Annotated in this window: 11 protein-coding genes and 1 pseudogene; 6 read left to right on the forward strand and 6 right to left on the reverse strand. The window is 73.8% G+C overall.

Annotated features, from left to right (window positions below; genetic code table 11):
• From ABZ939_RS11410 to ABZ939_RS11430, 5 genes and pseudogenes are all read right to left on the reverse strand, one after another.
• A pseudogene (locus ABZ939_RS11410) lies at nt 1-530 on the reverse strand (hypothetical protein); the annotation flags it as partial.
• 35 nt (nt 531-565) lie between these two features.
• Nucleotides 566-2,044: a class I adenylate-forming enzyme family protein gene (locus ABZ939_RS11415; protein WP_361851943.1), complete on the reverse strand. Its 1,479-nt coding sequence runs from the start codon at nt 2,042-2,044 to the stop codon at nt 566-568.
• Nucleotides 2,044-2,784 (reverse strand): glycosyltransferase family 2 protein, encoded by a 741-nt coding sequence (locus tag ABZ939_RS11420; RefSeq protein ID WP_361851946.1) that lies wholly within the window; start codon nt 2,782-2,784, stop codon nt 2,044-2,046. Before ABZ939_RS11420 ends, ABZ939_RS11415 begins: the two co-directional genes overlap by 1 nt.
• On the reverse strand, nt 2,781-3,809 hold the full coding sequence (locus tag ABZ939_RS11425) for a ketoacyl-ACP synthase III (RefSeq protein WP_361851949.1): 1,029 nt from the start codon (nt 3,807-3,809) through the stop codon (nt 2,781-2,783). The genes ABZ939_RS11420 and ABZ939_RS11425 overlap by 4 nt, the downstream gene beginning before the upstream one ends.
• Nucleotides 3,810-3,975: 166 nt before the next feature.
• The gene (locus ABZ939_RS11430) at nt 3,976-4,356 is read right to left on the reverse strand and encodes a hypothetical protein (RefSeq protein WP_361852593.1); all 381 of its coding nucleotides are present in this window, start codon (nt 4,354-4,356) and stop codon (nt 3,976-3,978) included.
• A 168-nt stretch (nt 4,357-4,524) separates the two neighbouring features.
• Between ABZ939_RS11430 and ABZ939_RS11435 the strand changes: the two genes are divergently transcribed.
• Nucleotides 4,525-5,571, forward strand: a complete 1,047-nt coding sequence (locus ABZ939_RS11435; protein ID WP_361851952.1) for an enoyl-CoA hydratase/isomerase family protein — start codon at nt 4,525-4,527, stop codon at nt 5,569-5,571.
• On the opposite strand, the gene ABZ939_RS11440 is transcribed toward ABZ939_RS11435, so the two are convergent.
• Nucleotides 5,563-6,684 carry an Lrp/AsnC family transcriptional regulator gene (locus ABZ939_RS11440; RefSeq protein WP_361851954.1) on the reverse strand — a complete coding sequence of 374 codons (1,122 nt, stop codon included), beginning with the start codon at nt 6,682-6,684 and terminating at the stop codon, nt 5,563-5,565. The genes ABZ939_RS11435 and ABZ939_RS11440 overlap by 9 nt on opposite strands.
• Before the next feature lie 64 nt (nt 6,685-6,748).
• On the opposite strand from ABZ939_RS11440, the gene ABZ939_RS11445 reads away from it, so the two are divergent.
• The 5 genes from ABZ939_RS11445 to yidD all read left to right on the forward strand — a co-directional run bounded on the left by ABZ939_RS11445 (nt 6,749) and on the right by yidD (nt 12,317).
• The gene (locus tag ABZ939_RS11445) at nt 6,749-8,017 is read left to right on the forward strand and encodes an MFS transporter (protein ID WP_361851957.1); all 1,269 of its coding nucleotides are present in this window, start codon (nt 6,749-6,751) and stop codon (nt 8,015-8,017) included.
• Nucleotides 8,017-9,321, forward strand: a complete 1,305-nt coding sequence (locus tag ABZ939_RS11450) for an amidohydrolase (RefSeq protein ID WP_361851960.1) — start codon at nt 8,017-8,019, stop codon at nt 9,319-9,321. The genes ABZ939_RS11445 and ABZ939_RS11450 overlap by 1 nt, the downstream gene beginning before the upstream one ends.
• Before the next feature lie 112 nt (nt 9,322-9,433).
• Nucleotides 9,434-9,583: a hypothetical protein gene (locus ABZ939_RS11455; RefSeq protein WP_361851963.1), complete on the forward strand. Its 150-nt coding sequence runs from the start codon at nt 9,434-9,436 to the stop codon at nt 9,581-9,583.
• A gap of 99 nt (nt 9,584-9,682) precedes the next feature.
• Nucleotides 9,683-11,767, forward strand: a complete 2,085-nt coding sequence (fusA, locus tag ABZ939_RS11460; protein ID WP_361851966.1) for an elongation factor G — start codon at nt 9,683-9,685, stop codon at nt 11,765-11,767.
• Nucleotides 11,768-11,864: 97 nt separating this feature from the next.
• Nucleotides 11,865-12,317: a membrane protein insertion efficiency factor YidD gene (gene yidD / locus ABZ939_RS11465; RefSeq protein WP_361851969.1), complete on the forward strand. Its 453-nt coding sequence runs from the start codon at nt 11,865-11,867 to the stop codon at nt 12,315-12,317.
• The last annotated feature ends 90 nt before the right edge of the window (nt 12,318-12,407 follow it).

A 12,407-nucleotide genomic window follows, 5' to 3' on the forward strand; every position in this document is an offset into this window, starting at 1 on the left:
TGCCCTCTGTGCAATCTGCACGTACGGGAATGGGTGCGCCGGGCGGACGAGGTGCGGGCCTCGGCCACGGCCGACGGGTCCGCGGCGGTGTCGAGGAGGGCGCAGACCGTCGCCCCGGCCAGTTCGCGGGCCAGCGGGACGAGATCGACCGGCAGTCCGGCACCGAGCGGGGCGAGGCGGCGCGACAGGACCTCCTGCCACACCGGGCGCAGCCGCGCCACACCCGCCGCGCCCAGATCCCCTGCCACGGCCCGCCGCGTGTCCCGGTGGCCCGCCCCCTCCTGGTCGAACAGCAGCCCACCGCCGGACAGTTCACGGGCCGCTCCGCCCGTGGTGCCGACCGCCGCGCGGTCCAACGGGATCCGGGTGAGGGCCTGCCGGTACGGCTCGGCGCCGTTCACCAGGACGGCCCGGCCGATGCGGGCCACGGGCCTGTGCCGGACCGCCGCGAGCAGGGCGAACAGCAGCGGGTGGGAGCGCGTGTACACCCGCCGGTCGCGGCGGCGCGCCGCACGGACGGCGGACGACATGGGACAACCGGTCGGAGCCGCCTCCGCAGTGGCCCTCATCGGGTCGTCCCCCTCGTGCGGGCGGCGGCCAGCCGCGACGTCGCCGCGCGATCGGGCTTCGACGAGCGGCCGGACAGCGGGATGTCGGCGAGCAGAAGCGCGTCCGGGCGCGCGGCGCCCATCCGTTCCAGCGGCGCGGCGAGCGCGGAGCGCACCCGGTCGTGATCCGCCCCCCGGCGCGGCTGGACGACGGCGACGAGACGCTCGTCCCCGTCCCCGGCCGGAACGCCCACCAGCACCGCCAGTTCGACGCCGGGCACGTGCAGAGCGGGCTCGTACAGCCCCGGGTAGATGTTCTCCGCCCGCCGCAGGACCATGTCCTTGCACCGGCCCTCCAGCACGATCCGGCCGTCCGCGTCGAGCCGCGCCCGGTCGCCGGTGTCGACCCAGGGCGCCGGTTCCTCGCCGAGGTAGCGGTCCCGGGCCGCCGGGCCGGACAGCAGCAACTCCCCGGCCGCTCCGGTCTTTGCCTCCACCCCCGGCAGCGGCGCGCCCACCAGATCGCCGTCGCCGCCGAAGGCGACCTTGTCCGCCTGCTCGACGGCGGCCGCCGGGAACAGCTCCGTGAGCGCGTACACCCCCCACGCCTCGTCCGCTCCGGCCTCCTTCACGCGGGTGAGCAGATCGGCGCTCGCCGGTGCCGAGCCGGTCCACACGCGCCCGGTGAACCGGGCCTCCTCGGCCAGCGCCGCCCGAAGTTGAGGAGGTGTCAGATACGTTGCCTGCGGGGCCAGTCGGCGCATCTGACGCGCCAGGACACGCGGCGAGCGGGCGGGCAGCGCGACCGGCGCACCGCTCGCGAGGGACGGTACGAGGACGAAGAACGTCCCGCCCAGGACCGGACGGCCGGACTCCGGCCGTACGAGGGCGGTCACCGTGGCCATGCCGGCGGCGAGCGAGGAACGGGTGTGGACCACGGCGCGGGGCCGCGAGGTGGTGCCAGACGTGAAGACGATCACCGCGTCGCCGTCCCCGTCCACCGGACGTGGCAGGACCGCCGCAGCGCCGCCGGTTTCCAGGGCGGGGGCGCAGCCCGGCAGCCTCGGTCCGACCGTGGCCACCGGGCCGAGGTCGGCGAGATCCGGCAGGGCGAGACGGGCCCGGCGGGCGAGCGGCCGCGCCCAACCGGCGACCGCCTGGGCCGTCGCGTCGGCCAGGACCACGTCCGGGCGGGCCAGCGCGAGCCGGGCGCGCAGGACGTCCGGGCCCGCGGCCGGGTCGAGCACCGCGGCGCGCAGCCCCAGCCGGTGCACGGCGAGCATGATGGCCAGCGCGCGCGGCCCCGGCCGTACCGCGACGCCGACCGTGCCGCCGCGCGCGATTCCACGAGCGTGCAGGGCGGCGGCGTACCGGTCGGCGAGATCGGCGAGCTCCCCGCAGGTGGCCTTCGTGCGGACGGCGCCGGTGCGCGTGGTGCCGAGCACGGCGGGACGGTCCGGGTGCGACCGCAGGGTGTGGGCGAGAGCGTCGAGCATCAGCGCGGGTCCTCCCCGTGACGGCCCGGGCCCTTGTCGAGGTACCAGCGGGCGGTTCCGACGATTCCATAGGCGCGCAGGCGCCGGGTGGAGTTCTCCACGACCATGTCGCGCGCGTGGACGATGGCGGTGGTGTGCCGCCGTACCCGGTTCAGGAAGAGCCGGTCGGTGGGCGAGGGACGGCGGGGCATCCCGCCGACGGCCTCGTACAGCCGCGCGGTGATGGCCATGTTGTTTCCCGCGTGCATCCGGTACGGGGCCAGGTAGCCGTGCCGGCGCCGGTGCGCGGGGCGCACCCGGCCGAAGAACGCGGCGACCCCCACGAGCGTACGGAACAGGGCGCGGCCCAGCGGCCCGTGCTCGTCCCGGCGGGCGTCGATGCGTCCGCACACCAGCCCCGCGCCGCTCCGCAGCGCGGTCCGGGCCGCCGCCGTCCAGCCGGGGTGGGGCAGACAGTCGGCGTCCGTGCGGGCGAGCAGTGTGGCCCCGCGCCCGATCGCGTACCGGAAACCGGTGTCGACGGCGCAGCCCACCCCCTTGTCCCGCTCGTCGAGCACATGCACGGGGAACGGCGCCCGCTCCGCGAACGCGCGGGCGATCGCGGCGGTACCGTCCTCGGAGGCGTTGTCCACCACGACCAGCTGGAAGTCCCGGTCCGCCTGCGCGGCGAGCGCCTCCAGGGTGTCGCCGATGCGCGCGGCCTCCTGATGGGCGGGCACGACCACCCACAGCGCGCTCACGCCTTCTCCCAGACCATCGTCATGATGCTGACACCGCCGCCGAGACCGACGAACAGGACCCGGTCGCCCGGGAGCAACCCGTCGTGGACCCGGTCGAGTTGTACGCCCAGGCTGGCGCTGGCGATGTTCCCGAGCTCGGGGACGGTGACCACGAGCCGGTCCCTGGGGACGCCGGTGATCTCCACGAAGCGGTCCAGGTACGGCACGGTGACCTGGTGGACCAGGACGTACCGGAAGTGCCGCCACTCGAGACCCGTACGGTGCCGTACCCGGTCGATCACCGACGCGCCGACCTTCTCGAACACCTCGCGCAGCTCACTGCCGTCGCCGCGGAAGTACGTGTGCTCGTCGCCGCGCGGGTGACGTGAACCGCCGCCGAATATCCCGCCGACCCGCCAGTGTTCGGAGTGGGTCTCGCTGTCCACGTCGAGTATTCCGCCGCGGTCCACCGCTTCGAGGACCACCGCCGCGCCCGCGTCGCCGAAGGTGTAGCCGGCGAAGCCGTCGCGGAACTGCGCCAGGTCGGCCGGGTCGTGCCGGACGGCCCGGCTCGGCGTCTCACCGGTGACGACGAGGGCCCGCCGGGCACGCCCCGCGAGGATCATGGTGCGGGCGATGTCGATGCCGTTGACGAAGCTGTTGCAGGCGTTGGTCACGTCCAGGGCGTGCGCACGTGAGCCGAGTTCGGCCTGCACGATGTGCGCGGTGGCCGGCTCCACCATGTCGCGCGTGGCGGAGGCGAACACCAGCAGGTCGATGTCCGCGGGACCGACCCCGGCCCGCGCCAGCGCCTGGCGGGACGCCCCCACCGCGAGGGTGGAGGCGTACTCGTCGGGCCGTGCGACCCGACGGGTGAGGATCCCGGTGGCCCGCTCGAACATCCCGTCCGGCAGCGCGAACCCACTGCCGGCGACCACCCGCTGCCGCAACTGCTCCGAGTCCACGACCTGCTCGGGCAGGCAGGAGCCGGTCCCGGTGATCCCGACACGGAGGGAGCCGTCGGCGACGGCATCGTGACTGTCCATGCCAGGGAGGCTACGAGCGGATCACGGCGGGTGGCCTGAGTGTCCGTACTCAACTCCCTTGGGAAAAAGCCCTAGTCCCCGGACGTCGTCCACCGACGGAGCCGCATCGGTCCAGGGCAGGCCGCAGCAGCCCAGAGCGGGCCATCTCAGCCCAGGGCTGCCCGAATCAGCCCAGCGCCGGCATGAAGCCGCCTCGGGAGACGCCGCCGGTCAGCAAATGCGCCCAGTCGAGCTCCTGCGGCAGCTCGGGCAGCGAGAGGACGATCGCCCCGCCCGCCCGTTCGACGTCCTCGCACCAGCCCACCATGTCGTCCGGGCTGCCGGCGCCGCCGAACACCGGCGCCATGAGGGCGGGAACGACGCAGCCGGCTTCCCCCGGGCCGTCCACCACGCAGAGGGTGAGCCGGGGCACGACACTCCAGCCCTCGCACGCCGGCACCGCCCCGTCGGGCGCGTCCAGGGCGGGCAGGTCCGCGTGGACGGGCGCGCCGCCGAGCAGCAGCGCGGGGGTGGAGCCGGGCACGAACAGGGTGTTCTCGGGAGGCATGATCACGGCAGCACTGTTCCACACCCGTAGCTCCCGGCGGCGACCGGGGAGGGCTCGCCTGTCGCCCGGGAGGCCGCACCGGATACGGTGGCCGGCAGATCGTCCCTGGAGGGAAGTGAACGGGATCATGCGACTCTTCGAGGCCCCCGGCCCGGGGGAGCCCCTGCGATGACCGCGACCGACAGCCCGCACGTCCTGGTGCGCACCGAAGGGCGGGCCGGGTTCATCACCCTGAACCGGCCGAAGGCCATCAACGCGCTCACCCACGCCATGGTGCGCCGTGTCGACGAGGCCCTGACCGCCTGGGAGGACGATCCGGCGATCGCGACCGTCGTCATCGAGGGCGCCGGAGACCGCGGGCTGTGCGCCGGCGGCGACATCCGGGCGATCCACGACGACGCCCGCTCCGGCGGCCGCGCCTCCGTCGACTTCTGGCGCGACGAGTACCGGCTCAACGCCCGCATCGCCCGCTACCCCAAGCCCTATGTGGCCTTCATGGACGGCATCGTGATGGGCGGCGGTGTCGGCGTCTCGGCCCACGGCTCCGTCCGCGTCGTCACCGAACGCTCCCGGGTGGCCATGCCCGAGACCGGCATCGGCTTCGTGCCCGACGTCGGCGGTACGTATCTGCTGAGCCGCGCACCCGGCGAGCTGGGCACCCATCTCGCCCTGACCGGCGCCCAGGCCGGCGCCGCCGACGCGCTGCTCACCGGGCTCGCCGACCACTTCGTGCCGTCGCAAGAACTGCCCCGCCTCGCCGAGGAACTCACGCGAGCCCACGTACACGAGGTCCTGCCCCGGTTCTCCCGGCCTGCCCCGCCCGGCGAACTGGCCGGCCGGCGTGAGTGGATCGACGCCTGCTACGCCGCGGAGACGGTCGAGGCCGTCGTCGACCGGCTGATCGACTCCGGGGTCCCCGAGGCCAAGGAGACGGCCACCACACTCCTGACCCGCTCGCCCGTCGCACTCAAGACCACCCTGGCGGCGCTCCGCCGAGCCCGGCACCTCGACTCCCTGGAAGCCGTCCTGAACATGGAGTTCCGGCTCTCCTGCGCCGCCCTGTCCTCCGCGGACCTCGTCGAGGGCATCCGCGCGCAGGTCGTCGACAAGGACCGCGACCCCCGCTGGTCCCCGCCCACACTCGCCGAGGTGACGGACGACGTCGTTGCCCGCTACTTCGCCCCGGCGGGCGCCCCGGAGCCGTTCTCAGCGTGACGGCGCGTCCGCGGGGGTCCCGTCCAAGGTCATCCCGAGCGGAACACGCCCGATCGCGCGGCCCTGTGCGTCGAGCAGCCGGCCCATGCGCTTGGGAGTGTGGAGCGCGACGGTCCGGTCCTTGACCTCCAGCGCCGGGAAACGCTCCGCGAGCAGCGCCTCGAACGGGTCGATCGCGTCGAGGCCGTGCAGCCAGACCAGGACCAGGAGGTTGTGCGGCCCGCTCACCGAGACGCACATCCGGACCTGCTCCATCCGAGCCAGCGCGTTCCCCGTGGCCTCCAGATGCGCGTGGGGGACACAGGCTCGGTAGATGACCATGGTCGGCAGACCGGCGAGCGGGTGCGCCAGATCGCAGCGGATCGTGATCGCACCCTCCCGCGTCATCCGCTGGAGCCGGCGCCGGGCCGTGTGCTCGCTCAGGCCCGTCAGCGCCCCCAGCTCCGTGTAGCCGAGCCGGCCGTCGGCGCCGAGCGCCGAGAGCAGGGCACGGTCCTCGGGAGAGACACGGTCGTACGCCCGCACGGCGTGCACGGTTCGGCCCCGCGTCCTGGGGGAGGTGGCCAGGGCCGCGCGCTCCGCCGGCTCCATCGCCCGCATCCGCCAGTCGCGGCCCTCCCCGTACAAGGTGATGCTCAGCCGCGTCCGGGTCGAACGGACCCCGCGCAGGCCCCCGATGACACGGTGCACCGATCGTCCGAGCGTGGGCAGGTCGGGCGCCGCCACCGAGAGGAAGAGGTCGAAGTCGCCGGCCGTCTCGTCCACGCTGAAGACCCAGGGGAGCGCGGCGGCCGCGGCGCTCACCGCCTCCACACGGCGGGGCCGGCAGCGCACCTCGACGTAGGCGACCGCCGTCGTCCCCGCGCTGCCGTACGCGGTGATCCACGCCAGACCGCCCGCGCGCAGCCGCTCCCAGCGGCGGGCCGCGGTCGTCGGGTCCACGCCGAGCGCCCGGCCGATGCGGGACCACGGGGCGCGGGGGGCCGCCTGGAGCGCGTCGATGAGCGCCAGGTCGAGCTCGGAGAATCCCCGCTCCGGATCGATGGTGCCGGAATCCGGCTCCAAGCCATAGCTCGTGATGCTTTCCGGCAATTTCCAGGCTTCTTCGCTCACGGACCGGATCGTAAGGGCACTTCCGGCCGGGGCATGCACCGGCCACCGGAGAGTGAGGAGTGCCGTGTCTGCTCCGCCCCCGAGCACGGTCCGGGCCCGCCGGACCGTCCGGATCACGATCGTCCTGCTGTTCGCCGCCTGGCTCGTCGACTACGCCGACCGCCTCGTCATCAACCTCGTCCTGCCCTCCATCGGCGAGGAGTTCGACCTGGGCCGAGGGCAACAGGGGCTAGTCGTCTCCGCCTTCTTCCTCGCGTACGCGCTCTGCCAGATCCCCGGCGGCCTGCTCGCCGACCGCTTCGGCGCCCGGCGCGTGACCTCCTGGGCCCTGCTGTCCTGGTCCGTCTTCACGGCGCTGACCGGATTCGCCTGGTCGTTCGCCGTACTGCTGATCCTCCGCTTCGCGTTCGGCGCGGCCGAGGGGATCTTCCCGCCTGCCTCGATGAAGGTCCTCGTGGAGCGGACCACACCGGAGGAACGGATGGGCGCCAACGGGCTGATCATGAGCTCCAACGCTCTCGCCGCCGTTGTCACCCCGATCGCCGTCGCCCCGCTCATTGCCGCCTTCGGCTGGCGCTCGGCGTTCTTCTCGACGGCCGCCCTCGGCGTGCTGGTCCTGATGGCGGTACGGAGGTGGCTTCCGGCGCCGCTGACGCGCACCGATCCCGACACCCCCGGCGACCGCCACGGACTCCGGGCGATGCTGCGCGAGGGCGTGCTGTGGCGCTTCGCCCTGATGCTGTTCGGATACAGCACGATCATGTGGGGCCTCACCACCTGGATCCCCTCCTACCTCCACGACGAACGCGGCATCCCCCTCACCTCCGCCGGCGCACTCGTCGCCGTCCCGGCCCTCGCCTCGGCGGCCGCGACGGTCGCCGGCGGCCGGCTGGTCGACCGGCTCGGCGGCCATCACCGCACGGTGCTGGTCCCCGCGATGACGGTCGCCGCGGCCGCCCTCCTCCTCATGGCCCACTCGGCCTCCCTCGCCGGGTTTCTCGTCTTCGCCACCGTCGCCGCGTGCGCCGCCTCCCTCACCTACATGCCGATCTTCGCCGTGCCGCTGCGGGGACTCGACCCCCGCCACGTCGGCATCGGCAGCGCCGTCATCGTCCTCGGCGGCCAGGTCGGGGGCATGATCGCGCCGCCCGTCATGGGCGTGCTCGCCGACACCTTCTCCTTCCAGGTCGCCTTCGCCTTCCTCGTCCTCGGCGCGGTGATCGTCGCCGTGACGTCGCTCGTCACCCCGCAGGACGCCGCCTCCTTCCGCGCCGCGCTCGGCGCGTCCCACCACGACCCCGACCCGTCCTCTCTCACCACGGAGCAGAAGTGATGCACACGACCCCCGTCACCGCCCGCCCGGTCGCCCCGCTGCTGGCCGGCCTCACCGAACGGCTGCCCGGCCTGCGCGCCCTCTACGAGGACCTGCACGCCCACCCCGAGCTGTCCTTCCAGGAGTTCCGCACGGCCGGCATCGCCGCCGCCCGGCTGCGGGAACAGGGCTGGGAGGTCACCGAGGGCGTCGGCGGCACCGGCGTCGTCGGCGTGCTGACCAACGGCGAAGGCCCTGTCGTGCTCCTCCGCGCCGACATGGACGCCCTGCCGGTGAAGGAACGCACCGGCCTTCCGTACGCGTCCACCGCGACCGGAACCGACCCGGACGGCAACGAGGTTCCCGTCATGCACGCCTGCGGCCACGACATGCACGTGGCCTGCCTGCTCGGCGCCACCGCACAACTCGCCGCCCACCGTGCCCGGTGGCAGGGCACGGTCGTCGCGGTCCTCCAGCCGGCCGAGGAGATCGGCGGCGCGCCGGCCATGATCGACGACGGGTTCCTGGACCGCTTCCCCCGCGCCGACATCTGTCTCGGCCAGCACGTGGCGCCCGTACCGGTCGGCTTCGTCGGGACACGCCCCGGCCCGGTCATGGCCGCCTCCGACAACCTCAAGGTGCGGCTCTTCGGCCGTGGCGGCCACGGATCGATGCCCGAGACCACCGTCGACCCGGTGGTCCTGGCAGCCGCGATCGTCATGCGGCTGCAGACCGTGGTCTCGCGCGAGGTTGCGGCGGCGCAGACGGCGGTGGTCACCGTCGGCTCGCTCCACGCCGGCACCAAGGAGAACATCATCCCCGACACCGCCGACCTGCGGATCAACATCCGCAGCACGGCCCCGGCGGTACGGGACCGGCTCCTGCGGGCCGTCGAGCGGATCATCCGCGCCGAGGCCGCCGCGTCGGGCGCCCCGAAGGACCCGGAGATCGTCCCCTTCAACACCTTCCCCGTCACGGTCAACGACCACGACGCCACCCACGCTGTCCAGGGCGCCCTCACGGCCGCGCTCGGCGAGGGCCATGTCTTCACACTGCCTCAGACTCTCACCGGCAGCGAGGACTTCGGCACCTTCGGCACCGCGCTCGACGCGCCCTCCGTCTTCTGGCACTTCGGCGGCGCCGACCACGCCCACTACCGCGACATCGACCCCGTGGCCCTGCTAGAGAACGGCCTCCCCGACACCGTCCCCGCCAACCACTCGCCGTACTTCGCACCAATACCGGAGCCGACCCTGGAGATCGGCGTGACGACCCTGCTCGCCGCCGCCGCGCACTGGCTGGCCGAGGAGGCCGACGGCGCGTGACCCCACGACGGCCGCCGGCCCGACCCGGGCCGGCGGCCACGGCCGTCAAAATCGGTGTCCCGAAACCGGGACGGCTCCCTACACTCGCATCACATGCCGCCGGGAACCCGGCGTGCCCGACGAACCGAACGAGGGGAGCCCGACCGTGCGTTGCCACATCGCCGTCGTCGTTCCCCGGTCCCGGTACGACGTGATCCTGATGTCCCGGTCCGACCGGTGCCGGCTGCGCGGCCGCCACCGGACGCCCGTGACGAACTCCTGAGCCCACCCCTCCACGGGGGCTCTCCGACGCCCGCCTCCGGGCCGCTTCGTCCGGGAATCGCGCCGCCCTGTTCTCGAACACGTCGAAAGGCCCCGGGCCGTGCGTACCCACCTTCCCCTCTCCCTGCCCAACTCCCTGAACAGCGTCCGGAATCTGGGCATCCTCGCCCATGTCGACGCCGGTAAGACCACCGTCACCGAACGGATGCTGTACCTCACCGGCGCCATCCACAAGCGCGGCGAGGTCCACGACGGCAACACCGTCACCGACTTCGACGCGCAGGAGCGCGACCGCGGCATCACCATCTTCGCCGCGGCGGTCAGCTGCGTCTGGGACGACCACCGGATCAATCTCATCGACACCCCCGGACACGTCGACTTCTCCGACGAGGTGGAGCGCTCCCTGCGCGTCCTCGACGGCGCGATCGCGGTGTTCGACGCGGTCTCGGGGGTGGAACCGCAGAGCGAGACGGTCTGGCGACAGGCCGACCGGCATCAGGTACCGAGGATCGCCTTCGTCAACAAGATGGACCGCGCGGGCGCCGACCTCGACACCGCCGTGGCCTCGATCCGGGACCGTCTGCACACCGTGCCCCTCGTCGTCCAGCTGCCGATCGGTCACGAGGACGGCTTCACCGGAGTGGTGGACCTCGTGCACATGCGCGCGCTGCTCTGGGAACCGGGCAGCGACACCCGTACGGAGGGCCCCGTGCCCGACGCACTGGTGGAAGAGGCGCGGCGCCGCCGCAGGGCCCTCGAAGAGGCGGTGGCCGAGCTCCATCCGGCCGCCCTTGAGGAGTTCTGCGAGCGGTCGGCACTCGCCGTGCCGACGCTGACCGCGGCACTGCGTGATCTCACGCGGACCGGGGACGGCGTGGTCGTGCTGTGCGGATCGGCCTACCGCAACCGCGGGATGGAGCCGCTCCTCGACGCCGTCGTGGCCTACCTGCCCTCGCCGCTGGACGTGCCGCCGGTCCGCGGCACCGTGGACGGAGCGGTGGACGGCGTGGTGGAGGAGCGGGCCGCCGACCCGGCGGCGCCGTTCGCCGCCCTGGTCTTCAAGGTGAACTCGACCGCCACCGGGCGGCTGACCTACCTGCGTGTGTACGCGGGAACCATCGGAAAGGGAGATGTCGTGCTCGACGTGGCCGCTCGGCGCACCGAACGGATCGGCCGCATCCTGCGGGTGCAGGCCGACCGGAACACCGAGGTGGACCGGGCCGGTGCCGGGGACATCGTCGCGGTCGTCGGCGTGAAGGACGCCCGGACCGGCGCCACCCTGTGCGCGCCGTCGGCGCCCCTGCTGCTCGAACCGCCCATCGTGGCCGACCCGGTCGTCTCCGTCGCGGTCGAGGCCCGCAGAAGCCTCGACACCGACCGGCTTGCGTCCGCGCTCGCCCGACTCGTCGAGGAGGACCCCTCGTTGACCGTCCGGACCGATCCCGAGACCGGCCAGACCGTGCTGTCGGGCATGGGCGAACTGCACCTGGAGGTGGCCGTGGAGAAGATCCGCCGGGCCCAGGGCCTGGACATCGGCGTCGGCAGGCCGCAGGTCGCCTACCGCGAGACGGTCGTGCGCGGGGTCGACGGCCTGGTCTACCGGCACGTCAAACAGGACGGTGGCGCGGGCCAGTTCGCCCATGTCGTGCTCGACGTGGCGGCGCTGGACGAAGAGGAGTTCGCGTTCTCCTCCACCGTCACTGGTGGCCGAGTACCGCAGGAGTACATCCGCGCGGTCGAGGCGGGCTGCCGCGACGCCCTGGCCGAAGGCCCCCTCGGCGGCCATCCGGTCACCGGCGTGCGGGTGACGTTGACCGACGGCGCCACCCACTCCAAGGACTCCTCGGAGATGGCGTTCCGTACGGCGGGGCGCCTCGCGCTCCGCGAGGCGCTGCGCGCGAGTGCGATGACGCTCCTGGAGCCGGTGGTCGAGGTCACGATCACGGTGCCCGACAGCGCCGTGGGCGGGGTGCTCGGTGACCTGGCGGCACGCCGCGGCCGGGTCTCCGGCTCGACCGCACGGGCCGGTACGGCGGTGGTCACCGCCACCGTGCCGCTGGCCGAGCTGTTCGGCTATGCGTCCCGGCTGCGCAGCCGCACCCAGGGCCGGGGCACGTTCACCACCCGGCCCACCGGCTACGCGCCCGTCCCGGCCGGCCTGGCGGCCGGGACGCCGTCCCGGTAGCGGCTCCTGACGGGCCCGTCCTCCTTGGGGGGGCGGGCCCGTCCCGTACCCGCTCGTCGACGCGCACGTATCATCCCGTGGACACGGAGGGGGCGGAGTGACGTCATCGAGGAAGCCCGGGCGAGACCGTCGGCGCAAGCGGCGCGAGGACGGCGAAGAGGGCTGCTGCGCGGGGATGCTCGACACCTGCGTCGGGTACCGACAGTGCTGCCCGGAGATGTGGCTGACCCTGCTTCCGGCGCTGTTCCTGGCGCTGGTGCGCCCCTCGAACGGCCGACGCCCTTCGCGCGCTCGACGCCCCTCGCCGGACGGCCGGCCGCCGGGGCGGGTCGCCGGAGCGCTGTACACCGCGGTGCAGTACTACCGCGACGAGATCAGCCCGGGCCGTCCGCCGTGCTGCCCGTACACGCCCAGCTGTTCGACCTACGCCGTCAAGGCGCTGGGTCGGCACGGCGCGGTGCGGGGCGGGCGACTGACGGTGTCTCGCCTGCTGCGCTGCCGGCCGGCGGCGGCCCGGCGCCGGGGCTACACGGACCCGGTACCGGACTGATCGCCGACCGGCCGCCGTCCGACCCCACCGCCGCCCGACCGCCGTCCGCCGACCGACGGCCTTCCGGCTTGCCGCCCGCCCGGCGCCTGC

This window comes from Streptomyces sp. NPDC046712 (assembly GCF_040645695.1).
Classification (GTDB): Bacteria; Actinomycetota; Actinomycetes; order Streptomycetales; family Streptomycetaceae; genus Streptomyces.